This is a genomic window from Comamonas sp. CAH-2 (genome assembly GCF_009668305.1).
GTDB lineage: Bacteria > Pseudomonadota > Gammaproteobacteria > Burkholderiales > Burkholderiaceae_C > Comamonas > Comamonas aquatica.
On sequence record NZ_VSWF01000023.1, the window covers coordinates 32,370 to 53,147 of the forward strand.

Here is a 20,778-nt window from a genome sequence, read left to right on the forward strand (position 1 = left end):
GTGATGTGTAATCAGACGCCACAGTGGGCGCAACTTCAACAGCATGCAGACCGTGAGGGCCGCCACCTGGACCTGCGCCAGGCCTTTGCGCACCACCCGGAGCGCTTGAGCCAGCTCAGTCAGCAGGCGCCGTATGTGTTCGCCGACCTGTCCAAGAATCTGTGGCAGCCCCAGACAGAGCAATTGTTGGCCGATCTGGCGCACAGCTGTGGCGTGACCGAGCAGCGCGACGCCATGCTGTCGGGGGCGCCCATCAATGCCAGCGAGCAGCGCGCGGTCATGCACTGGCTGCTGCGCACGCCGCAGGATGGGGGGCTGCTGCACGACCATCCCGTGGTGCAGCAGTGGGGCGGTGGCATGGTGCAGGCCCTGGCGCAGGTGCACCAGACCCTGGAGGCCATGCTGGACCTGGCCGAGCAGGTGCGGGCCGATGCGCGCATCACCGACGTCGTCAACATCGGGATCGGTGGCTCGCACCTGGGCCCGGAAGTGGTGGTGCAAGCGCTGGAGGACTGGGTCGATGCGGGCACCCAGTTCCACTTTGTCTCGAACGTCGACGGCCATGAACTGGGCCATGTGCTGCGCCGCGTCCGGCCTGAGAGCACCCTGTTCCTGATCGCGTCCAAATCCTTCACCACGGCCGAGACCATGCTGAATGCGCATTCCGCGCGGGCATGGTTTCTGGCGCATGGCGGCAGTGCCGATGCGGATGCCGCCTGCAGCATCGACCGCCACTTTGTGGCGCTGACGACGAACGTCCAGGCCGCGGCCGAGTTCGGCATCAGCCGCACGCTGGGCTTCTGGGACTGGGTGGGCGGGCGCTTTTCGCTGTGGTCGGCGATTGGGCTGCCGATTGCGATGGCCATCGGCGCGGCGCAGTTCCGCCAACTGCTGCAGGGCGCACACGCCATGGATGCCCATTTCTTCAGCGCGGCCCCGGCGGTCAATCTGCCGATGCGCCTGGGCTTGCTGGATGTGTGGAACCGCGATTTCCTGGGCTTTGGCAGCCGCTGCATTGCCCCCTACAGCCATGGCTTGCGCCGCTTGACGGCCTACCTGCAGCAGCTGGAGATGGAGAGCAACGGCAAGCGCATCACGCGCGATGGCCAGGTGCTGGAGGTGCCCACGGCCCCCGTGGTCTGGGGCGAACCCGGCACCAACGGCCAGCATGCCTTCTTCCAGATGCTGCACCAGGGCCAGGACACGATCCCGGTGGAATTCATCGCCCTGCGCGATGGTGGCAAGTACCTGGGGGCCCACCACCAAAGTCTGGTGATCAATGCGATTGCCCAGGCCCAGGCCCTGATGCTGGGGCGCCAGGGCGAAGGGGCGGAGCGTGACTGTCCGGGCAACCGCCCGAGCACCTTCTTGCTGCTGCAGGCGCTGGACCCTGCATCGCTGGGGGCCTTGATTGCGCTGTACGAGCACCGCGTGTTTGTGGCGGGTGCGGTCTGGGGCATCAACAGCTTTGACCAGTGGGGGGTGGAGCTGGGCAAAAAGCTGGCGCAGGAGCTGCGTGCCCGCCAGCAGAGCCACGACTGGGCCGGGGTGGACCCCTCCACCTTGGCGCTGATGCAGCGGCTGGCAGCGTCGCCCAGCCACGGTAACTAAAAGCAGAGCGCTCTGCGCGCGTGGGGTAAGGGTTAGAGCGTGATTTGATTCTTAACGCCCAGACATGAAAAAAGGCCGCGCAAGCGGCCTTTTTTTGTGTGCACTCCCCAGACCCGTGGGCCTGGGGTGGGCAGCCGGGCAATTACATGCCCATGCCGCCCATGCCACCCATGCCGCCCATGTCGGGCATGGCGGGTGCGCCTTCAGCCTTGGGGGCTTCGGCAATCATGCACTCGGTGGTCAGCAGCAGGGAAGCCACGGACGCGGCGTTCTGCAGGGCAGTGCGGGTCACCTTGGTGGGGTCCAGGATGCCCATTTCCAGCATGTCGCCGTAGGTGTCGTTGGCAGCGTTGAAGCCGAAGTTGCCTTGGCCCTTCAACACTTCGTTCACCACCACCGAAGGCTCGCCACCGGCGTTGGCCACGATTTCACGCAGAGGCGCTTCCACGGCAGCCAGCACCAGCTTGATACCGGCGTCTTGCTCCACGTTACCGGTGGCCAGGGCACCCACGGCTTGCTTGGCGCGCAGCAGGGCCACGCCACCACCGGCCACGATGCCTTCTTCCACGGCAGCGCGGGTGGCGTGCAGGGCGTCTTCCACGCGGGCCTTCTTTTCCTTCATTTCGACTTCGGTGGCAGCGCCCACCTTGATCACGGCCACACCGCCGGCCAGCTTGGCCACGCGTTCTTGCAGCTTTTCGCGGTCGTAGTCGGAAGTGGCTTCTTCGATCTGGATGCGGATTTGCTTGACGCGGGCTTCGATTTCGTTAGCCTGGCCAGCACCGTCGATGATGGTGGTGTTTTCCTTGCCGATTTCGACGCGGGCAGCTTGGCCCAGGTCTTCCAGGGTCACCTTGTCCAGGGTCAGGCCCACTTCTTCAGCGATGACCTTGCCGCCTGTCAGGATGGCGATGTCTTCCAGCATGGCCTTGCGGCGGTCGCCGAAGCCAGGGGCCTTCACGGCCACAACCTTCAGCACGCCACGGATGGTGTTCACCACCAGGGTCGCCAGGGCTTCGCCTTCGACGTCTTCGGCAATGATCAGCAGGGGACGGCCGGCCTTGGCGACTTGCTCCAGCGTGGGCAGCAGGTCACGGATGTTGCTGATCTTCTTGTCGAACAGCAGCACGAAGGGGTTGTCCAGAATCGCGGCTTGCTTTTCGGGGTTGTTGATGAAGTAGGGCGACAGGTAGCCGCGGTCGAATTGCATGCCTTCCACGACATCCAGTTCGTTGGCCAGGCTCTTGCCTTCTTCCACGGTGATCACGCCTTCCTTGCCGACCTTGTCCATGGCCTGGGCAATGATTTCGCCCACGTCGGAGTCAGAGTTAGCGGAAATGGTGCCGACCTGGGCGATTTCCTTGGAGGTGGTGGTGGCCTTGGATTGCTTCTTCAGCTCTTCCACCAGGGCGGCGACAGCCTTGTCGATGCCGCGCTTCAGGTCCATGGGGTTCAGACCGGCGGCCACGTACTTGGAGCCTTCGCGCACGATGGCTTGGGCCAGCACGGTGGCGGTGGTGGTGCCGTCACCGGCGATGTCGTTGGTCTTGGAGGCCACTTCCTTCACGAGCTGGGCGCCCATGTTTTGCAGCTTGTCCTTCAGTTCCACTTCCTTGGCCACGGACACGCCGTCCTTGGTCACGGTGGGGGCGCCGAAGGAGCGCTCCAGCACCACGTTGCGGCCCTTGGGGCCCAGTGTCACCTTGACCGCGTTGGCCAGGATGTTCACGCCTTCCACCATGCGAGCACGTGCTTCGCCACCAAATACTACGTCTTTAGCTGCCATTTTTGGCTCCTACAAATCTGGTTCAAATTGGCTGTTAGCTCTTGTGTATCAAGCGCTAGCAGCTATGAAATTTCAAAGTTCTGAAGAGGACCGCTGTGCGATTTACTTTTCAACGACCGCAAACAGGTCGTCTTCCTTCATCACCAGCAGTTCGTTGCCGTCAATCTTGACGGTCTGGCCGGAGTACTTGCCGAACAGCACGCGATCGCCCACCTTCACGTTCAGAGCGATTTGCTCGCCCTTGTCGTTGCGCTTGCCGGGGCCGACAGCCAGCACTTCGCCTTGGTCAGGCTTTTCGGCGGCGTTGTCAGGGATAAAGATGCCCGAAGCGGTCTTGGTTTCGTTTTCCAGGCGCTTGACGATCACGCGGTCGTGCAGAGGACGCAGGTTCATAACATCTCCTAGGTATCAATCAACAAGGTTGAAGAGGTCCGCCACGCTGTCGCAAATGGGCAGGGTGGCTTGAAAAAGCTGTGGAACGGTGCTGTTAGCACTCAACCCCATCGAGTGCTAATAATAAGGTAAAAATTTTGGCTTTCAAGGGGTGGGTGTTCCTCGCTGACGTCACGCAATCTCTGTGCAGGGGGGCGCTGGACCCGATGGCGAGGTTGGTTGCCCAAAAAACTCTTTGCAAAACAACAACTTGAGAATTTTTGTGCGGTGCGCCCCTTGCCGCGGGCCGAGGTTTCGGAGCGTGGTGCGTCAACGGCTGATGGCGATGGGCTGGGTCCACTGCGCCAGGACTGGCAAGCCGGGGCGGGCGATCACATCGGCCAGCGTGTAGCAATCCAGGTGCTGCCAAAACGCCTTCAGTGCCCCATTCAGGATGCAGGTCAGCGCACAGCCGCCGGTCAGCCGGCAGTGGTTGTTGGGGCCCAGGCATTCGACGAGGTTGAAGTCGGGTTCAATGCTGCGCACCACCGCCCCCAGCGGGATCTCCTGGGGGGATTTGCTCAGGTGCAAGCCTCCGTTTTTCCCGCGCACCGTGGTGATCCACCCTTGCTGCGCCAGCACTTGGGACACTTTCATCAAGTGGGCCTGCGAGATATCGAAGGCCTTGGCAATTTCGCTGATGGTGCACAGGCGCTCGCTGTGGGCGCCGGTGTAGATCAGGACCCGCAGCGCATAGTCGGTGAGTGTGGTCAGGCGCATCTTAGTGAGGCCGGCGTTGGAGGGGGACGGGTTTTCCGGGGCGCTGGTCAGCACGTGGGCGCACCAGCATTGGAAGGAAGCGCCATAAGTAAACGGCAAATGCCAAGACCCAGCATGCGGCGCTGGCATGCAGCCAGGGCACGGGGTGGGTGCTGGCGCCCAGGGCCACCAGGCGCAAGACAACGGCGCAGAACACCAGTCCATAGCTGCACACCATGCTGCGGTCGGCGACCAATGCTCGCCCGGTGTGACCCAGGGCCGTGCGCGTGATCATGCCGACGATGAGGGCGCCAAATCCGGCCATGCCGAGCACGTGGACCGGCCAGGACATGCGTGCCGTCCAGCCCAGGGCGTAGGCGGCTGCGGCCCACAGGCCCAGTCCCAGCCCGGCATAGCCTAGGTAGAGGATCCAGAGCAATGGCGTGCGCAGCACGGCCCAGGGCTTCCAGGCCATCACGTGCCAGAGGGTGAGCAGCCCGGCCGCGGCGAAAAGCGGGGCGGCCCATGGATCAGGACCGAATTGCCACACCAGGATGCCGCAAGCGGCCAATCCCGCCTGCCATTGACCGCTGCGCGTGTGCCGCGACACGTTGAGTTGCGGGAGTGCCCGCGTGGCAAAAAATGGAATCACCCGCCTGGCAATCAGCAAGGCAATGGCGGCCATGCACAGCATGCCCGTGAAGAAATAGTGCATTACTACGCTGTAGTCGAGCTGGTGCCAGCACGCGTAGAGGTACGCCGCGTTGGCGCTGCCCATGCCAAGCAGCAGCAGAACCAGGAGGTAGTTGTGCCGGCTTTGGCGTGCGAGCAGGCAGCGGCCTATCGCCAGTGCTGCCATGGCGATGAACAGCAGGTCGGCGGTGCTTGCCACCGTAAAGGCGACGGCGCCGGGCCAAAGAAAGCCCAGGCGTGCGGTGGCCCAGAGCAGCACCAGTGCGCCCAGTGCAGGGCCTTGCAAGGGATTCATGCCGGTCCAGTTGCTGGTGGCGGTCAGCAGAAAACCCACCGTGATGGCTGCAATGAATCCCCAGAACATTTCATGGGCGTGCCAGAAGACCCCGGCCACCACGCCCTGCAGCAGCGAGGGGGCAAACACCCAGAGCGATACAGCCGCCATGGCCCAGAGGGCGCCACACAGGTACAGCGGCCGAAACCCCAGTTCCAGAAAGGCCACCAGGGACGGATGCTGCGGCGGTTCCGGCGTGGACGGTTCCTGGATTTTCAGAAGGCTAGTCATTGCAGTTTTTTCAATAAATACAAAACCTGCATCCAGGGTAGATGTTTCTGAATATTTCTGTTTGAAATGATTATTTTTATTTGATTTAAATCAATCTTTTAATTGTTTGATTGATGTATGAATTGCTGTGGATATTGCGGTTATCGATAGAGATTTTCGAATGGAGCGGATGGTTGCTGTGTTTTTTAATGGGTGAAGGCTAAGTTTGAATATCGATTTGATGCGCATCAATTGAATGTTTGGTCAATGTCTTTAAAGTCGGTGCAAGTGTTCATGGCTGTGCGGGTTGGGGCGGATTGAAGGTCTTGCCAAGCCGCCGTAGCCTGCACAGTCATCCAGAAAGGTGGCACATGCTTGAGAAAAAGAATCCCACGACGCGCAAAGAAGAATTGCGCAGCTTCGCTTTCCTGACGGTGGTGATGGCGCCGGTGTTGGCCGGTTTGATCATTGCTGGCTACGGCTTCCTGGTCTGGATCTTCCAGATGTTTGCGGGTCCTCCGCATGCCTGAAGCCCCGCATTCAATGGCCGATGAGCTACACATTGCCAGCCTGGTGGTCCATGTCCTGCCGCAGGCGCTGGATCCCGTCGGGCAGGCGCTGACCACGATGGGGCCTGTCCAAGTGCATGGCACCCATCCAGACGGCAAGCTGGTGGTCACCCTGGAGGGTCCCAGCGCCGACTTCATCCTGGATCAGGTGGCGCACATTCGGTTGATCGATGGCGTACTGAACGTCTCTCTGGTGTACCAGCACGCAGAACCCCGGCAATTACTTAACGAGGGAGTCTCCCATGACTAGCACCCGTCGCGATTTCGTTCGTCAAACTGCTGCCGCCGCCGCGGGCGCTGTGGCAGGCATTCCCATCCACGCCATCTCCCAGGAGGGCGCGCAAGCGGGTGGTAGCACGCCCATGAAATGGTCCAAGGCGCCTTGCCGCTTCTGTGGCACCGGCTGCGGCGTGATGGTGGCCGTCAAGGACAACCGGGTGGTGGCGACCCAAGGCGATCCCCAGGCCGAAGTGAATCGGGGCCTCAATTGCGTCAAGGGCTACTTCCTGTCGAAGATCATGTATGGCGAGGACCGTCTGACACGGCCGTTGCTGCGCATGAAGAATGGCAAATACGCCAAGGATGGGGAATTCCAGCACGTGTCATGGGATACCGCGTTCGACGTGATGGCCCAGCAATTCAAGAAGGCGCTCAAGGAAAAGGGGCCGTCCGGCGTGGGCATGTTCGGCTCGGGCCAGTGGACGGTCTGGGAAGGCTATGCCGCATCCAAGCTGTTCAAGGCCGGGTTCCGCTCCAACAACATTGATCCGAATGCGCGCCATTGCATGGCCTCGGCGGTAGCGGGCTTCATGCGCACCTTCGGCATGGACGAGCCCATGGGTTGCTACGACGACATCGAAGCCACGGACACCTTTGTGCTCTGGGGTTCGAACATGGCGGAAATGCACCCTGTGCTCTGGACGCGTGTGACGGATCGCCGCTTGAGTGCGCCGAATGTCAAGGTGGCCGTGTTGTCCACCTTTGAGCACCGTTCGTATGAACTGGCAGACATTGAGCTGACCTTCAAGCCGCAGACCGACCTGGCGATCCTGAACTACATTGCCAACCACATCATCACCACGGGGCGTGTGAACCAGGAGTTCGTGGCCAAGCACTGCAACTTCAAGTTGGGCAATCCGGACATCGGTTACGGGTTGCGCCCCGAGCATCCCTTGCAGAAAGCCGCCAAGAATGCGGCAGACCCAGGGGGGGCCAAGCCCATGACGTATGAGGAGTACGCCAAGTTCGTCTCCACCTACACCCTGGAATACACCACCAAGCTGACGGGCGTTCCGGCCAACCGGCTCAAGGAGCTGGCCGAGCTGTATGCGGACCCCAAGCGCAAGGTGGTGTCGTTCTGGACCATGGGCTTCAACCAGCATACGCGCGGCGTCTGGGCCAACAACCTTGTCTACAACATCCACCTGCTCACCGGCAAGATCGCGACCCCGGGCAACAGTCCCTTCTCGCTGACGGGCCAGCCTTCGGCCTGTGGCACGGCACGCGAAGTGGGTACGTTCTCGCACCGCCTGCCCGCGGACATGGTGGTCACCAATCCCGAGCACCGCAAGACCGCGGAAAAGATCTGGAAGCTGCCCGAGGGCACCATCCCCGAAAAACCCGGCTATCACGCCGTGCTGCAGCACCGCATGCTCAAGGACGGCAAGCTCAATGCCTACTGGGTCATGGTGACCAACAACATGCAGGCCGCCGCCAACCTGGTGCAGGAAGGCTATCCGGGCTATCGCAATCCGGACAACTTCATCGTGGTGTCGGATGCCTACCCCACCGTCACCGCGACCTCGGCGGACCTGATTCTGCCGACCGCCATGTGGGTGGAAAAGGAAGGTGCCTACGGCAACGCTGAGCGCCGCACGCACTTCTGGCACCAGTTGGTCAAGGCGCCGGGTGAAGCACGTTCTGACTTGTGGCAGCTGATGGAGTTTGCCAAGCGCTTCAAGATCGAGGAGGTGTGGCCTGAGGAGCTCCTGGCGAAGGCCCCGCAGTACCGTGGCAAGACCATGTTCGATGTGTTGTACCGCAATGGCCAGGTGGACAAGTTCCCCGTGACCGACATCGAGGCGGGGTACAACAACCACGAAGCCGAGTCGTTTGGCTTCTACCCCCAGAAGGGGCTGTTCGAGGAGTACGCCGCGTTCGGACGGGGCCATGGCCACGATCTGGCACCGTTCGATGTCTACCACCAGGTGCGGGGCCTGCGCTGGCCGGTGGTCAATGGGCAGGAGACCAAGTGGCGCTACCGCGAAGGGACCGATCCGTATGTGAAGCCGGGCACCGGTTTCGAGTTCTATGGCCACAAAGATGGCAAGGCGGTCATTTTTGGCCTGCCGTATGAGCCGGCCGCCGAGGCTCCCGATCAGGAATACCCGTTCTGGCTGTCCACCGGTCGCGTGCTGGAGCACTGGCACTCCGGGTCCATGACCCGCCGCGTGCCCGAGCTGCACCGTGCCGTGCCGAATGCGCTGTGCTACATGCACCCTGACGATGCCAAAGCGCTGGGTTTGCGCCGGGGCAGCGAGGTTGAGGTCGCCTCGCGCCGTGGCGCCATCCGTTCACGCGTGGAGACCCGTGGCCGCAACAAGCCGCCGCGTGGTCTGGTCTATGTGCCATGGTTTGACGCTAGCCAGCTGATCAACAAGGTGACGCTGGACGCGACCGATCCGATCTCGTTGCAAACCGACTTCAAGAAGTGTGCCGTGAGGCTGACCAAGGTCTGAGGACAAGCAGAGGAGCACCCCATGAAACGCATACAGAAACTGGGAATGGCACTGATGCTGTGTATCGGTGTGGTCACCGCGACCGGCATGGCCTCCGCCGAGCCCTTGTACGACAAGGCCCGCGGCACGGCACCCTTGCTGGAAACCACCAAGCCACCGGTGTTGGGCAACCCCATCAACGATGATGTGCGCCGCACGCGCAACTACGCGCAGCAGCCGCCCGTGATTCCGCACCGCATCGATGGCTACCAGGTCGACAAGAACTTCAACAAGTGCATGGATTGCCACTCCCGCACCAAGGCGGAAGTTTCTCAGGCGATCCCGGTCTCCATCACCCACTACCAGGACCGCGATGGCAATACCCTGGCGCAGATCTCGACCCGGCGCTACTTTTGCGTGCAGTGCCATGTGGGGCAGGACAATGCGACGCCTTTCGTAAGAAATACATTCCAGGATGTGGACAGCCTGCTCCTGAAAGCATTGCAAAATCCTGCGAACGCATCCAAGAAACCATGAACTGGGGCACAAGCATGCTGCAATTACTCAAGCGCTACTGGGCCGTCATACGGCGCCCCAGCGTCCACTTCAGCCTTGGGTTCCTGACGATTGGCGGGTTCATTGCGGGCATCCTGTTCTGGGGGGCTTTCAATACCGCGATGGAAGTCACGAACACCGAGAAGTTCTGTACGGGTTGCCATGAAATGCGCGACAACGTCTTCGCCGAGCTGAAGAGCACCATCCACTACACCAACCGCTCCGGGGTGCGCGCGATCTGCTCGGACTGCCACGTGCCGCACAACTGGACCGACAAGATGGCGCGCAAGATGCAGGCGTCCAAGGAGGTGTGGGGCAAGATCTTTGGAACGGTGGATACGCCGGAAAAATTTGATGCCAAGCGCCTGGAGCTGGCGCAGCACGAATGGGCGCGCCTGAAAGCCAACGATTCCCTGGAATGCAGAAACTGCCACAACTACGACTCCATGGACTTCACACGCCAGAGTCAGCGGGCGCAGAACATGCATTCCACCTACCTGGCGAACAAGGAAAAAACCTGCATCGATTGCCACAAGGGAATTGCCCACCAGCTGCCACACATTCCTCCGGGCGTGGGCCCCAGTGATAGCCCGGGCCAGGTGGTGCCAGCCCCTGTCGCCATGGCCAAGCCCTGATCGCATGGTGTCTGCGGAGCATGCGCCACGGAGCCTGGACGTTGCTGGCTTTGGCTGCCTCCGCAATGGCCGGGTGCTGTTGCGCCAGATCGATTTCAGCCTGCAGGCCGGCCAGGTGCTGCAGCTCAAGGGCAGCAATGGCGCTGGCAAGAGCACCTTGCTGCGCAGTCTGGCCGGGCTGATGCCCTGGCGTGCCGGGGCGCTGGCATGGTGCGGTCAGCGTGTCATCGCATCCAGCCCCGCGTTCCAGCGGCAGCTGTCGTACCTGGGGCACCAGTGCGGCATGAGCGATGCCCTCAGTGGGATCGAGAATCTGCGTTTCGCACTCCAGATGCAGGCCGTGCCCTGGTCCGGTGAACGTGCGGCCCAGGTGCTGCGCACACTGGATGTCCTGGACGTGGCTTCGCGTCCTTTTGGTCGCTTGTCCCAGGGGCAGCGACGGAGGGTGGCGATTGCCCGGGTCCTGCTCAGTGAACGCCCGCTGTGGTTGCTCGACGAGCCAGACAATGCGCTGGATGCACAGGGCAGCGCATTGCTGGTGCAACTGCTGTCGGCACACGCCCAGGCGGGTGGGCTGGCGATGGTGGTCAGCCATCGCGGTCTGCTGGTGCCTGGCGTGCCGGCCCCGGTATTGGACTTGAGTGCCCCCTCCGCGGCTACGGCGCAGCAGGAGGCGCCATGCTGAGAGCGGTGGTGGTGCGCGAGCTGCGTCTGGCCGTCCGCCGGCCGGCCGATGCCCTGAGTGGTCTGGCGTTTTTCCTGATGGTGGGCAGCCTGTTTCCGCTGGCTTTGGGGCCGGACAGCGTCTTGCTCCGGCAGATCGCGCCTGGCGTTGTTTGGGTGGCGGCCTTGCTGGCGGTCTTGTTGGGCCAGCACCGGCTGTTCGAGGGGGACCATGCAGACGGTTCACTGGAGCAGTGGTTGCTGGCCCCTGCACCTTTGCCGCTCCTGGTGGGGGTGAAGGTGGGGGCGCAATGGCTGGTGGGCACGCTGCCGCTGCTGCTGGCCACGCCGCTGCTGGGCTGGCAATATGGCCTGGGCGAAGAGGTGATGGGGGTGCTGTTGCTGTCGCTGGCCTTGGGCACGCCCAGCCTGTGCGTGCTGGCGGCCCTGGGGGCTGCGCTGACCCTGGGCTTGCGCGGTGCTTTGCTGCTGGTGCTGGTCGTGCTGCCGCTGAGCGTGCCGATCCTGATCTTTGGCAGCCATGCCGTGACCCAGTCCTTGCTGGGGCTGCCTGCGGCCCCCGCGTTGAATTTGCTCGGTGCCTGTTTGTGCCTGGCGCTGCTGGCCGGCCCCTGGACGATTGCGGCGGCGTTGAGGCTGGCGCTGGAATGATATGAACCCTTCCCCTGTTGCTTCTCCTCCTCGATCGCCGCGTGCTGCGGCCGCAGGCTTTCGCTGGCGCCAACTGGCCTCCCCGCCGGTGTTTGACCACTGGGCACAACGCCTGTGGCCGTGGCTGGCCGTGCTGGCGCTGGCGTTGACCGTGGCTGGGCTGTGGGTGGGTTTTTTCGTGGCCCCCACCGACTACCAGCAGGGCGAGGTCTATCGCATCATCTTTTTGCATGTACCTGCGGCCTGGATGTCGATGTTCATTTATGTGGTGGCGGCGGTGCACGCGGGGCTGGGCCTGGTCTACCGCACCCGCCTGTCACCACTGCTGGCGCGCGCCTTGGCGCCCACCGGGGCCCTGTTCACCGTGATCGCGCTGTGGACCGGCGCGGCCTGGGGCAAGCCCACCTGGGGCGCATGGTGGGTGTGGGACGCGCGGCTGACCTCGGAGCTGATCCTGCTGTTTCTGTACCTGGGCTACCTGGGGGTGGCCTCGGCCATCGAAGACCCCGAGCGTGCCGATGCGGCCGGTGCCATCGTGCTGTTGGCGGGCGTGGTGAACGTGCCCATCATCTATTTCTCGGTGCAGTGGTGGAGCACCCTGCACCAGGGGGCCACGATCCGCATGGATGCGGCCCCCAGCATGACCCACACCATGCTGGCGGGCATGCTGCTGATGACCATGGCGTGCTGGGCCTATACGCTGGCCGTGTGCTTGCTGCGCACGCGCTGCCTGATTCGAGAACGTGCCGCAGAGGAGCAACTGTGATGGCGACCCATGGTTTTTACATCGCGCTGGCCTATGGTGTCAGCGCAGCGCTCCTGCTGCTTGAAATCCTGGCGCTGCTGTGGCGCTGGCGTCGGCTGCGACAGGGCCCCGCACTGCGCGACCCTGAGGGAGATGCTGCATGAAACCCCGTCGAAAGCGCCTGTTGTGGGTGCTGGCCGGCGTGGCCCTGGTGGGGCTGGCCGTCACCCTGGTGTTGCGCGCACTGGATGCGAATGTCATGTTTTTCTACAGCCCCAGCCAGATCCATGCGGGCGAAGCGCCGCAAGGCGCCGCCTTTCGCATCGGTGGTCTGGTGGAGGTTGGCTCGCTGCAGCGCTCCGCCGATGGCCTGCAGGTGCAGTTCATGGTGACCGACGAGGTGCAGCGCGTGCCGGTGCGCTACCAGGGACTGTTGCCCGATCTGTTCCGCGAAGGCAAGGGGGTGGTCGCATCCGGCAAGCTGCAGGCGAACGGAGTGTTCGAGGCCTCCGAGGTGCTGGCCAAGCACGATGAGAACTACATGCCCCCGGAAGCAGCCAAGGCACTGGAAGACGCCGCACGGACATCAAGGGGGCAGCCATGATGGCGGAGCTGGGGGTGTTTGCGCTGGTGCTGGCGCTGATCGTGGCGCTGGTGCAGGCCACGCTGCCGTTGCTGGGTGCCCAGTGGGGGATTGCCGCCTGGGTGCGCCTGGCGCGGCCCGCCGCCGCCCTGCAGTGCCTGCTGTCGCTGCTGGCGGCGGGCGTGCTGTTCTGGTGCTTTGGCACGCAGGACTATTCCGTGCTGTACGTCGCGGCCAACTCGCACAGCGATTTGCCCATGATCTACAAGCTGACCGCCTTCTGGGGCGGGCATGAAGGCTCCATGTTGCTGTGGCAGGTGCTGCTGGCCTGCTGGAGCGTGGCGGTCGCCTGGCGCAGCCGCGCATTGCCGGCCGATTTCGTGGCTCGCGTGCTGGCGGTGCTGGGCTGGGTCAGCGTCGGGTTTCTGCTGTTCGTGCTGTTCCTGTCCAACCCGTTCTTGCGCCTGGTGCCGGCCGCGCTGGAGGGCAAGGACCTGAATCCCTTGCTGCAGGACCCGGGCATGGTCTTTCACCCGCCACTGCTGTACATGGGCTATGTGGGTTTTGTGGTGCCCTTCGCGTTTGCGCTGGCGGCCCTGATTTCGGGCGAGCTGGGCGCTGCCTGGGCGCGGTGGTCGCGGTCCTGGACGCTGGCTGCCTGGGGCTTTCTGACGCTGGGCATCCTGCTGGGCAGCGCCTGGGCGTATTACGTGCTGGGCTGGGGGGGCTGGTGGTTCTGGGATCCGGTGGAAAACGCCTCCTTCATGCCCTGGCTGGTGGGCACGGCCTTGCTGCACTCGCTGATCGTCACAGACCAGCGCGGCGCATTCCGCAGTTGGTCAGCATTGCTGGCGATCTGCGCGTTTTCGCTGTGCTTGCTGGGCACGTTCCTGGTGCGTTCCGGGGTGCTGACCTCGGTCCACGCGTTTGCGGTCGATCCGGGGCGTGGCCTGTTCATCCTGTGCTTCATCGTGGCGGTGGTGGGCGTGTCGCTGTGGCTGTACGCCTGGCGGGCGCCAGAGCTGGGCACCGGGGGCGGGCAGTTCGCCTTGCTGTCGCGCGAAACACTGCTGCTGGTGAACAACGTGCTGTTCTGCGCCGCGGCCCTGGCCGTGCTGATCGGCACGCTGTACCCTCTAGCACTGGATGTGCTGCGCAACGAAAAGATCTCGGTCGGCCCACCGTATTTTGAAGCGGTCTTTCTGCCGCTGGTCCTGCCGGCGCTGGCCTTGATGGGTTGCGGCACGGTGGCCCGCTGGAAGCAGGGTTCGGGCCGCGAGCTGTGGCAGCGGCTGCGTATGGCCCTGGTGCTAACCGTGGTGGGCGTGGCCGTGCTGGGTCTGACCCAGGCCGGGTCCATCACGCCCGTGACCTTGTTGGGAGTGGCCTTGGGCCTGTGGTGCCTGCTGAGCACGCTGGCGCATGCCGTCCAGCGTCTGCTGCCTGCGGTGCGGCAGGGCGCAGGCTGGCAGCGCGTGGCCCGTCAGCCATGGGGCTGGTGGGGCACGGTGATGGCGCATGCCGGCGTGGGCGTGTTCGTGATGGCCGTGAGCCTGGCCAACGGGCTGGAGACCAAGCGCGAAACCCATGTGGCCCAGGGCCAGAGCGTGGAGGCTGGCCATTACCGCTTTACCCTGGTGGGACTGTCCTCGGTGGAGGGGCCCAACTACGATGCCCAGCGCGCCCACTTTCGCGTCAGCGATGGGGACCAGAGCTGGGACATGTACCCCGAAAAACGCGCCTACCGGGTGCAGACCATGGGGCTGAGCCAGGCGGCCATCGACAGCCGCTGGACACGCGATGTGTTCATCGCACTGGGCGAGCCGCTGGATGAGACCGGGCAGGCCTGGACTGTGCGTCTGCAGGTCAAACCCTGGATGGAGTGGATCTGGATGGGGACTTTCATGATGGCACTGGGGGCGGGCTTGAGCCTGCTGGACAAGCGTTTTCGCACCGGGCGCCAGCGCGTGCCCCATGCCGCGCGCAGCGTCGTGGCGCACAAGGTGGCGTGATGCGTTTTGTCATTCCTTTGGCGGTTTTCCTGGGGCTGGCGGTCATGCTGGGCCTGGGCTTGCAACGTGATCCGCGGGCGCTGGAATCGGCCCTCTTGCAGCAGCCGGTGCCGGTCTTCGACCTGCCGGTGCTGCAGGGGCCGGAAGGCGCCCGGCTGACGCCCCAGGCGCTGCAGGGCCAGGTCTGGCTGCTGAACGTCTGGGCCTCCTGGTGCGCACCCTGCCGCCAGGAGCTGCCGATCCTGGTGGAGATGTCGCGCAAGGACGGGGTGGCCATTTATGGCCTGAACTACAAGGACCAGCCCGCCAAGGCCCAGGCCCTGCTGCGCGTGGCCGGCAACCCGTATGTGGCTTCTGCGGTGGATGCCGATGGCCGGGTCGGCATGGACTTTGGCATCCATGCCGTGCCGGAAACCTTTGTGATCGATGCCCAGGGCCGGGTCCGCTACCGCCACCTGGGGCCGGTGACGCCCGAGGTGTGGAACGACAAACTGATGCCTGTGGTGAGGGCCGTGCAATGAAACCCTGGTCCCTGGCGCTGTGCGCCGCCCTGGTCTGCCCCGGTGTCTTCGCCGCGCAAGACCTGGAACTGGAAGCGCGCGAGGCGGCCCTGGCCGCCCGGCTGCGCTGCGTGGTCTGCCAGAACCAGACCGTGGCCGAATCTCAGGCGCCGATTGCCAAGGACATGCGCAAAGAAATTGCGGTGCAGCTGGCGCAGGGCCGCAGCGATGCCGAGGTGGTGGCCTTTTTCGAGCAGCGGTATGGCAGTTTTGTGCGCTATGCACCACCGTGGAAGCCTTCGACCTGGGTGCTGTGGTGCGCCCCGTTTGTCGTGCTGCTGGGCGGCTTGCTGCTGCTGTGGCGCACGCTGCGCCGGCGCCACCAGAGCGTGGCCCGCCCGGGATTGAGCCCGCAGGAGCGGGCACGGGCCCAGGCGTGGCTGGAGAACCGCCAGGACACACCGACACCGGAGGACCGTCCATGAGCGATATGGTGGGATTGTGGCTGGGGGCGCTGGCCCTGGTGTTGCTGTGCCTGGCGGTGCTGCTGCCCAGCCTGCTGCGGGATGCGGCCCAGCCGGTGACCGGCAGCGATGACGCCCTGCGGGCACTGTACCAGGCCCAGTTGCAGGAGCTGGCGCGGGAACACCGCGCCGGCAGCCTCGATGCGGCCGATCTGGCCCAGGCCGAGGACGAGTTGCAGCGCCGCCTGCTGCAGGAGCTGGCGCAGCGCGCGCAGCCCCGGGCCTGGCGGCAACGGCCATGGCTGCCACGCGCCAGCGCCCTGGTGCTGGCCGTGCTGCTGCCCGTGGCGGCATGGGGGCTGTATGTGCAGGTGGGCGATCCGCAGGCCGCAGCCCGCCTGGCCCAGGCGGATGCCATGGGCCACAGTGCGGGCCAGGCACAGGTCGAGGCCATGGTGGCCGGCCTGGCGCAGCGTTTGCAGGCGCAGCCCGACAACCTGCCGGGGTGGGTGATGCTGGCACGCTCCTACGAAACCCTGGAGCGCTATGCCGATGCTGCCCAGGCCTACCAGGGCGCGCTGCAGACGGTGCAAGCCCAGGGCCAGGAAGCCACGGAGCAGGCACGCATCTGGGCGGACCTGGCAGACGCCCAGGCCTCTGCGCAGCAGGGGCGCCTGGACGGTGCGGCGGGCGCCGCGATCACCCAGGCGCTGCGCCTGGACGCGCAGCAACCCAAGGCGTTGGCGCTGGCCGGTGCGGCGGCCTTGCAGGCGGGCAATCCGCGGGCCGCGCGCGACCACTGGCAGGCGCTGCTGGCCTTGCTGGAGCCTGGCTCCGACGTGGCACTGCAGGTGCAGGATGATCTGGTGAAGCTGGAGCTGCTGCTGCGCGAGCTAGCAGCTGCACCGGCGCAGCCCCCCGCGCGCTAGGCGCCAGGCGAGACCGGGCGACCGGGCCGTGCAGCTGGCCCGGTGCTGGGCTTCAGGCTGCGGGGGCGGCGGCCAGCGCGTGCAGGGCCGGCCCGGTCAGGCGGTAGCGAATCCACTCCGACTGGGGCTGGGCGTCCAGGCTGTCGTAGAAGGCGATGGACGGGGCGTTCCAGTCCAGCACGCTCCATTCAAAGCGGCCGCAGTCCTGCTCCACGGCGATGCGGGCCAGGTGCTGCAGCAAGGCCTTGCCGGCACCCTTGCCGCGCTGCTCGGGCGAGACGTACAAGTCTTCCAGGTACAGGCCGTGCTGGCCTTGCCAGGTGGAGTAGTTGAAGAAATACACGGCAAAGCCCACGGGTGTGTCGCCCTCCAGGCAGATCAGGCCGAACACCTTGGGGCTGGCGCCAAACAGGGTGCGGTGCACGTGGGCGGGCGTGGCCAGCACTTCGTGCTCGGCCTTTTCGTAGATGGCCAACTCGCGCACAAAGTGCAGGATCAGGTCGGTGTCGTCGATGGTGGCGGGGCGGATGGTCAGCGGGGTGGTCATGGGGCTCGGTTCCAGGGGCATCAGGGCAGGGCGGGCACGGGGCCGGCGCCAAAGCGTTCAAAACAGCGGCGCAGCACGTGGAAGTGGTCTTCGAACATCTGCGTCTCCAGGCCGGCCAGGGCCTGCAGGGGCACCCAGCGCGCGGCGGCCGCGTCGTCGCCGGCTTGCACAGCGGGCAGCGTGGTGCCCGGCAGGTGGCAGACAAACACGTGGGTGATGGTGCGCCCGCGCAGGCTGCGGTCCGGGTGGTCGAACACTTCCACGCCCTGCAGGGTGGATTGCAGCGCGGCCGCGGTCAGCGGCAGGGCGGTTTCCTCGGTCAGCTCGCGCAGGCAGGACTGCCACAGGGTGTCGCGTGGCTCGACAAAGCCGCCGGGCAGGGCCCACAGGCCCTTGCCGGGGGCGTGGCCGCGCTGGATCAGCAGCACATGGCCGTGGCACAGCAGCAGCCCGTCGACGGTGACAAACACCGGCGGATACGGGGCGGCCGCCCAGGCGGCGCGGTAGCCGCTGAGCATGCGCCATTCGGCGTGCAGGGCGGCGTAGTCGGGGCTGGCCTGCCAGGCCTGCAGCCAGTCGGCGACGGCAGGGGGCAGCAGGGCGCTCAGTTGGTGCGCCACGGCAGCCTGCGGCTGTTCGTCCAGGTTCCAGTAGCAGGCGCGGATGGGGGTGGCGTCAAAGTCGCCCTGGCGCGGCAGGCTGAGCAGCTCCCAGCCCGGGAAGCGCGCCAGGTAATGGCTGCTGTCGTCCTTGAAGTGGCCGACCAGGGCCACGCGCGCGCCGGGCGGCACCTGGGTGTGCACGGCGGCCATCACGGCCTGCACCCAGCGCGGCTCGTCGTAGTAGTCGCGCACGGGCACGCAGCGCACGCGGGCGGCATCGGCGGGCGGCAGGCTCTCGCGGATCAGGGCTTCGCGCTCTGGCCAGGTGAAGGGGTTCTTGGGGCTGCGCGCCTGCCAGGCGCTGCCCAGCACGACGACCACCTGCTGCGCCACCGCCAGGGCCTGCTGTAGCAGGGCCAGGTGGCCAAGGTGCAAGGGCTGGAAGCGGCCGATGAGGACGGCGGTGTGGGGCGGGGGAGCAGCGTGGGGCATGGTGAAAAGCATAGCTGCTGGCGTTCGTCCTTGAAGCTTTTCAGGTGTTTTTGTGTCTGAAGTGGCCTGGTGGCAAGCGCTGGAAGCTATGGTTTTTAGGTGGTTGCGGTTTCGGGGTCGGCAATGTCGAACACTTGGCGCAGGTAGGCCAGGTAGGTCTCATCGTCGCACAGGGTCTTGCCGGGGGTGTCGGAAATCTTGGCCACGGGCTGGCCGTTGGCGCGCACCAGCTTCATGACGATGTTCAGCGGCTGCAGGCCCAGGTCGTTGGTCAGGTTGGTGCCGATGCCGAAGCCCAGCTGGATGTGCGGCGCAAAGTGGCGCCACAGGGCCAGGGCCTTGTCCAGGTTCAGCCCGTCCGAGAACACCAGCCGCTTGGTGTGCGGGTTGATGCGCAGCTCGCGGTAGTGGGCGATCGCCTGCTCGCCCCAGGCGAACGGGTCGCCCGAGTCGTGGCGCAGGCCGTCGAACAGCTTGGCGAAGTACAGGTCGAAGTCGGCCAGGAAGGCGCGCATGCCGACGGTGTCGGTCAGCGCAATGCCCAGGTCGCCCCGGTACTCCTGCACCCAGTCTTCCAGCGCGGACTTCTGGAAGTCGCGCAGGCGCACGCCCAGGGACTGATAGCTCTGCATGTATTCGTGGGCCATGGTGCCCAGCGGCGCGATGCCCAGTTGCTTGGCCAGCAGCACGCTGGAGGTGCCTTTGAACCACTGCGCGGCCTGCGCCGTCAGCGTGGCCACCACCTCGTGCTGCCAGGCGGCGGAAAAGCGCCGGCGCAGGCCGAAATCCGACAGCTCGAAGGGGTGGGCCAGCACCGGGCCACTCGCCAGGGTTTGCAGCTGGGCGATCTTGGCCTGCAGGCGCCGGCGGCCTTCGGCCAGGGTGTCCGGCTGGGCCAGGCGGCGGAAGTACAGCTCGTTGACGATGGCCAGCACATGGATCTCGAAGCCCATGACATGCACCTGGGGACCGTGGGCCTCGATGGACAGGCCGCCTTCGGGCGTGGCCTGCACGCGGATGAAGTCGCGCTGGAACTGGAACAGCCGCAGAAAGTCGACGAAGTCGCTCTTGATGTAGCGCAGCTGGCCCAGGTATTCCAGCTCGTCCTTGGCAAAGCGCAGGCTGCACAGGTGGTCCAGCTCGGCGTTCACGTCGTCGATCAGCTCGGCCAGCGGGTAGGCCGTGGCATTGCGGCAGGCAAAGCGGTATTCGGCCTGGGTTTGCGGGTGGCGGTGCAGCATCGCCTGCCACATGGTGAATTTGTAGAGGTCGGTGTCCAGCAGGCTGGGGACGATGGGCATGGCAGGCGTGGGCAAAAGAAGTTACAGGCGCAGGGTGGCGGTGGTGTGCAGCTGCACGCCGGCGGCCTGCATGCGCTGTAGGAAGTCGGCATGCTGCGCAGCAAAGCCGTGCACGGGGCTCATGCAGTCGGTCAGCAGCACGACGCGTGGGGCAAAGCCGGAGGGCGCGGCCTCCAGCAGGTGCTCGACCGTGGCGCGCACGCAATGGCTGCTGGCCTCGCCCGCCACCACCAGGCGCTGGGCTTGCAGCAGCGTGTCCAGCAGCGCGTGGTTCAGGCAGGTGTCCGGGACCTGCGGGTCGGGCACCTCGGCGGCCAGGGCGCTGTAGTGCTCGGTCCAGGGGTGGCTGCCTTTGAACACGTGTGTCACCGCGCGCTGGCGGGTCACCTGCCAGTCGCGGCAGGCGGCCTGCACCTCGGCATGCACGCCGTGGCCCCAGGTGCCGATCTCGCAGTGCACGGGCCAGACCATCAGGGTGTAGCGCCCGCGTGCTTCCAGGGCATCCAGGTAGGCCAGGGCGCGCGCCAGGTGGGCCGGCGTGCGCGGCGCATAGGCCCCGGCGCGCACCTGCGCCGCTGTGATGGCGGTGAAGGCGGGCACGGCGGACCCGTCGGCGTGCTGCCAGAAAGCCGGGTGCGCGATGTCGAACACCTGGTGTGCATCCAGGGTCACGGTGATGTGGTCCACGGCCTGCATCTGCGCGCGCAGCCAACTGGCCAGGCGTTGCATGTCGGCATGGGCGCCGGGCACGGGCAGGCTGGGCTGCAGGGCCGTGCCGTCCAGCGTGGGGCACAGCGCCGCTGACAGATCGCAGAAGTCGTTTTGCGGATCGATGAGCAGCAGTTGGGTGGCAAGGGTCATGGCGGCGGGAGGGCGCGGGTGCGTCGAGCACAAAGGGTGAAGTGTAGAAGCTCCTGCCGCGCACGGGACGGAACGCCGGCTGGGGGGCAGGCGTGGGTGGCGGTCGCGTGCGCGTGGGTGCCACCAGGGCGTAAAAAAGCCCGCACAGGGGCGGGCTGGGGGGCAC

At 65.2% G+C, this 20,778-nt stretch carries 23 protein-coding genes; 15 read left to right on the forward strand and 8 right to left on the reverse strand.

Annotated elements, in window-relative coordinates; genetic code table 11:
• Window positions 1-3: 3 nt before the first annotated feature.
• On the forward strand, window positions 4-1,611 hold the full coding sequence (pgi, locus tag FYM52_RS12895; protein ID WP_370513845.1) for a glucose-6-phosphate isomerase: 1,608 nt from the start codon (window positions 4-6) through the stop codon (window positions 1,609-1,611).
• A 142-nt stretch (window positions 1,612-1,753) separates the two neighbouring features.
• Here the strand turns inward: pgi and groL are convergent, their stop codons facing one another.
• The 4 genes from groL to FYM52_RS12915 all read right to left on the reverse strand — a co-directional run bounded on the left by groL (window position 1,754) and on the right by FYM52_RS12915 (window position 5,786).
• Entirely contained in the window at window positions 1,754-3,397 is a 1,644-nt protein-coding gene (gene groL / locus FYM52_RS12900) for a chaperonin GroEL (protein ID WP_154164388.1), read from the reverse strand.
• 102 nt (window positions 3,398-3,499) lie between these two features.
• The gene (gene groES / locus FYM52_RS12905; RefSeq protein WP_043381599.1) at window positions 3,500-3,790 is read right to left on the reverse strand and encodes a co-chaperone GroES; all 291 of its coding nucleotides are present in this window, start codon (window positions 3,788-3,790) and stop codon (window positions 3,500-3,502) included.
• A gap of 309 nt (window positions 3,791-4,099) precedes the next feature.
• The gene (locus tag FYM52_RS12910) at window positions 4,100-4,549 is read right to left on the reverse strand and encodes an Rrf2 family transcriptional regulator (protein ID WP_045266053.1); all 450 of its coding nucleotides are present in this window, start codon (window positions 4,547-4,549) and stop codon (window positions 4,100-4,102) included.
• A 1-nt stretch (window position 4,550) separates the two neighbouring features.
• Window positions 4,551-5,786: an NnrS family protein gene (locus tag FYM52_RS12915; RefSeq protein WP_154164389.1), complete on the reverse strand. Its 1,236-nt coding sequence runs from the start codon at window positions 5,784-5,786 to the stop codon at window positions 4,551-4,553.
• Window positions 5,787-6,136: 350 nt separating this feature from the next.
• On the opposite strand from FYM52_RS12915, the gene napE reads away from it, so the two are divergent.
• The 14 genes from napE to ccmI are packed head-to-tail and all read left to right on the forward strand — an operon-like array spanning window position 6,137 to window position 16,809.
• Entirely contained in the window at window positions 6,137-6,295 is a 159-nt protein-coding gene (napE, locus tag FYM52_RS12920; protein ID WP_042414731.1) for a periplasmic nitrate reductase, NapE protein, read from the forward strand.
• Window positions 6,288-6,584: a chaperone NapD gene (locus FYM52_RS12925; RefSeq protein WP_231499173.1), complete on the forward strand. Its 297-nt coding sequence runs from the start codon at window positions 6,288-6,290 to the stop codon at window positions 6,582-6,584. Before napE ends, FYM52_RS12925 begins: the two co-directional genes overlap by 8 nt.
• Complete coding sequence (napA, locus tag FYM52_RS12930; RefSeq protein ID WP_154164390.1) at window positions 6,577-9,072, forward strand: periplasmic nitrate reductase subunit alpha; 2,496 nt, start codon at window positions 6,577-6,579, stop codon at window positions 9,070-9,072. Before FYM52_RS12925 ends, napA begins: the two co-directional genes overlap by 8 nt.
• A gap of 21 nt (window positions 9,073-9,093) precedes the next feature.
• A complete protein-coding gene (locus FYM52_RS12935; RefSeq protein WP_042414722.1) occupies window positions 9,094-9,588 on the forward strand; it encodes a nitrate reductase cytochrome c-type subunit in 495 nt (164 codons plus the stop codon).
• A gap of 14 nt (window positions 9,589-9,602) precedes the next feature.
• Window positions 9,603-10,241, forward strand: a complete 639-nt coding sequence (locus FYM52_RS12940) for a cytochrome c3 family protein (RefSeq protein ID WP_042414938.1) — start codon at window positions 9,603-9,605, stop codon at window positions 10,239-10,241.
• Between the two features lie 4 nt (window positions 10,242-10,245).
• A complete protein-coding gene (gene ccmA, locus FYM52_RS12945) occupies window positions 10,246-10,926 on the forward strand; it encodes a heme ABC exporter ATP-binding protein CcmA (RefSeq protein ID WP_154164391.1) in 681 nt (226 codons plus the stop codon).
• Window positions 10,920-11,576 carry a heme exporter protein CcmB gene (ccmB, locus tag FYM52_RS12950; RefSeq protein WP_042414716.1) on the forward strand — a complete coding sequence of 219 codons (657 nt, stop codon included), beginning with the start codon at window positions 10,920-10,922 and terminating at the stop codon, window positions 11,574-11,576. The genes ccmA and ccmB overlap by 7 nt, the downstream gene beginning before the upstream one ends.
• 1 nt (window position 11,577) lies before the next feature.
• Entirely contained in the window at window positions 11,578-12,342 is a 765-nt protein-coding gene (ccmC, locus tag FYM52_RS12955) for a heme ABC transporter permease CcmC (protein ID WP_162858924.1), read from the forward strand.
• Window positions 12,342-12,485, forward strand: a complete 144-nt coding sequence (gene ccmD, locus FYM52_RS12960; RefSeq protein WP_070356664.1) for a heme exporter protein CcmD — start codon at window positions 12,342-12,344, stop codon at window positions 12,483-12,485. Before ccmC ends, ccmD begins: the two co-directional genes overlap by 1 nt.
• Window positions 12,482-12,925 carry a cytochrome c maturation protein CcmE gene (ccmE, locus tag FYM52_RS12965; protein WP_042414714.1) on the forward strand — a complete coding sequence of 148 codons (444 nt, stop codon included), beginning with the start codon at window positions 12,482-12,484 and terminating at the stop codon, window positions 12,923-12,925. The genes ccmD and ccmE overlap by 4 nt, the downstream gene beginning before the upstream one ends.
• Window positions 12,922-14,916: a heme lyase CcmF/NrfE family subunit gene (locus FYM52_RS12970; RefSeq protein ID WP_154164392.1), complete on the forward strand. Its 1,995-nt coding sequence runs from the start codon at window positions 12,922-12,924 to the stop codon at window positions 14,914-14,916. The genes ccmE and FYM52_RS12970 overlap by 4 nt, the downstream gene beginning before the upstream one ends.
• Entirely contained in the window at window positions 14,916-15,437 is a 522-nt protein-coding gene (locus FYM52_RS12975; protein ID WP_043383209.1) for a DsbE family thiol:disulfide interchange protein, read from the forward strand. Before FYM52_RS12970 ends, FYM52_RS12975 begins: the two co-directional genes overlap by 1 nt.
• Window positions 15,434-15,901 carry a cytochrome c-type biogenesis protein gene (locus FYM52_RS12980; protein WP_154164393.1) on the forward strand — a complete coding sequence of 156 codons (468 nt, stop codon included), beginning with the start codon at window positions 15,434-15,436 and terminating at the stop codon, window positions 15,899-15,901. The genes FYM52_RS12975 and FYM52_RS12980 overlap by 4 nt, the downstream gene beginning before the upstream one ends.
• A complete protein-coding gene (gene ccmI / locus FYM52_RS12985; protein ID WP_154164394.1) occupies window positions 15,898-16,809 on the forward strand; it encodes a c-type cytochrome biogenesis protein CcmI in 912 nt (303 codons plus the stop codon). Before FYM52_RS12980 ends, ccmI begins: the two co-directional genes overlap by 4 nt.
• 52 nt (window positions 16,810-16,861) lie before the next feature.
• Here the strand turns inward: ccmI and FYM52_RS12990 are convergent, their stop codons facing one another.
• The 4 genes from FYM52_RS12990 to FYM52_RS13005 all read right to left on the reverse strand — a co-directional run bounded on the left by FYM52_RS12990 (window position 16,862) and on the right by FYM52_RS13005 (window position 20,612).
• Window positions 16,862-17,356: a GNAT family N-acetyltransferase gene (locus FYM52_RS12990; RefSeq protein WP_154164395.1), complete on the reverse strand. Its 495-nt coding sequence runs from the start codon at window positions 17,354-17,356 to the stop codon at window positions 16,862-16,864.
• 20 nt (window positions 17,357-17,376) lie between these two features.
• Complete coding sequence (locus FYM52_RS12995; protein WP_238826207.1) at window positions 17,377-18,450, reverse strand: NUDIX domain-containing protein; 1,074 nt, start codon at window positions 18,448-18,450, stop codon at window positions 17,377-17,379.
• 95 nt (window positions 18,451-18,545) lie between these two features.
• A complete protein-coding gene (pncB, locus tag FYM52_RS13000; RefSeq protein WP_154164397.1) occupies window positions 18,546-19,751 on the reverse strand; it encodes a nicotinate phosphoribosyltransferase in 1,206 nt (401 codons plus the stop codon).
• Between the two features lie 21 nt (window positions 19,752-19,772).
• Window positions 19,773-20,612, reverse strand: coding sequence for an isochorismatase family protein (locus FYM52_RS13005; protein WP_154164398.1), 840 nt, complete (start codon window positions 20,610-20,612; stop codon window positions 19,773-19,775).
• Window positions 20,613-20,778: the final 166 nt, after the last annotated feature.

What these genes read in the sequence shown, in the direction of transcription:
- pgi (WP_370513845.1), top strand. Translation starts at nt 4, where the DNA reads ATGTGTAATCAGACGCCACAGTGGGCGCAACTTCAACAGCATGCAGAC.
- groL (WP_154164388.1), bottom strand. Translation starts at nt 3,397, where the DNA reads ATGGCAGCTAAAGACGTAGTATTTGGTGGCGAAGCACGTGCTCGCATG.
- groES (WP_043381599.1), bottom strand. Translation starts at nt 3,790, where the DNA reads ATGAACCTGCGTCCTCTGCACGACCGCGTGATCGTCAAGCGCCTGGAA.
- FYM52_RS12910 (WP_045266053.1), bottom strand. Translation starts at nt 4,549, where the DNA reads ATGCGCCTGACCACACTCACCGACTATGCGCTGCGGGTCCTGATCTAC.
- FYM52_RS12915 (WP_154164389.1), bottom strand. Translation starts at nt 5,786, where the DNA reads ATGACTAGCCTTCTGAAAATCCAGGAACCGTCCACGCCGGAACCGCCG.
- napE (WP_042414731.1), top strand. Translation starts at nt 6,137, where the DNA reads ATGCTTGAGAAAAAGAATCCCACGACGCGCAAAGAAGAATTGCGCAGC.
- FYM52_RS12925 (WP_231499173.1), top strand. Translation starts at nt 6,288, where the DNA reads ATGCCTGAAGCCCCGCATTCAATGGCCGATGAGCTACACATTGCCAGC.
- napA (WP_154164390.1), top strand. Translation starts at nt 6,577, where the DNA reads ATGACTAGCACCCGTCGCGATTTCGTTCGTCAAACTGCTGCCGCCGCC.
- FYM52_RS12935 (WP_042414722.1), top strand. Translation starts at nt 9,094, where the DNA reads ATGAAACGCATACAGAAACTGGGAATGGCACTGATGCTGTGTATCGGT.
- FYM52_RS12940 (WP_042414938.1), top strand. Translation starts at nt 9,603, where the DNA reads ATGCTGCAATTACTCAAGCGCTACTGGGCCGTCATACGGCGCCCCAGC.
- ccmA (WP_154164391.1), top strand. Translation starts at nt 10,246, where the DNA reads ATGGTGTCTGCGGAGCATGCGCCACGGAGCCTGGACGTTGCTGGCTTT.
- ccmB (WP_042414716.1), top strand. Translation starts at nt 10,920, where the DNA reads ATGCTGAGAGCGGTGGTGGTGCGCGAGCTGCGTCTGGCCGTCCGCCGG.
- ccmC (WP_162858924.1), top strand. Translation starts at nt 11,578, where the DNA reads ATGAACCCTTCCCCTGTTGCTTCTCCTCCTCGATCGCCGCGTGCTGCG.
- ccmD (WP_070356664.1), top strand. Translation starts at nt 12,342, where the DNA reads ATGGCGACCCATGGTTTTTACATCGCGCTGGCCTATGGTGTCAGCGCA.
- ccmE (WP_042414714.1), top strand. Translation starts at nt 12,482, where the DNA reads ATGAAACCCCGTCGAAAGCGCCTGTTGTGGGTGCTGGCCGGCGTGGCC.
- FYM52_RS12970 (WP_154164392.1), top strand. Translation starts at nt 12,922, where the DNA reads ATGATGGCGGAGCTGGGGGTGTTTGCGCTGGTGCTGGCGCTGATCGTG.
- FYM52_RS12975 (WP_043383209.1), top strand. Translation starts at nt 14,916, where the DNA reads ATGCGTTTTGTCATTCCTTTGGCGGTTTTCCTGGGGCTGGCGGTCATG.
- FYM52_RS12980 (WP_154164393.1), top strand. Translation starts at nt 15,434, where the DNA reads ATGAAACCCTGGTCCCTGGCGCTGTGCGCCGCCCTGGTCTGCCCCGGT.
- ccmI (WP_154164394.1), top strand. Translation starts at nt 15,898, where the DNA reads ATGAGCGATATGGTGGGATTGTGGCTGGGGGCGCTGGCCCTGGTGTTG.
- FYM52_RS12990 (WP_154164395.1), bottom strand. Translation starts at nt 17,356, where the DNA reads ATGACCACCCCGCTGACCATCCGCCCCGCCACCATCGACGACACCGAC.
- FYM52_RS12995 (WP_238826207.1), bottom strand. Translation starts at nt 18,450, where the DNA reads ATGCCCCACGCTGCTCCCCCGCCCCACACCGCCGTCCTCATCGGCCGC.
- pncB (WP_154164397.1), bottom strand. Translation starts at nt 19,751, where the DNA reads ATGCCCATCGTCCCCAGCCTGCTGGACACCGACCTCTACAAATTCACC.
- FYM52_RS13005 (WP_154164398.1), bottom strand. Translation starts at nt 20,612, where the DNA reads ATGACCCTTGCCACCCAACTGCTGCTCATCGATCCGCAAAACGACTTC.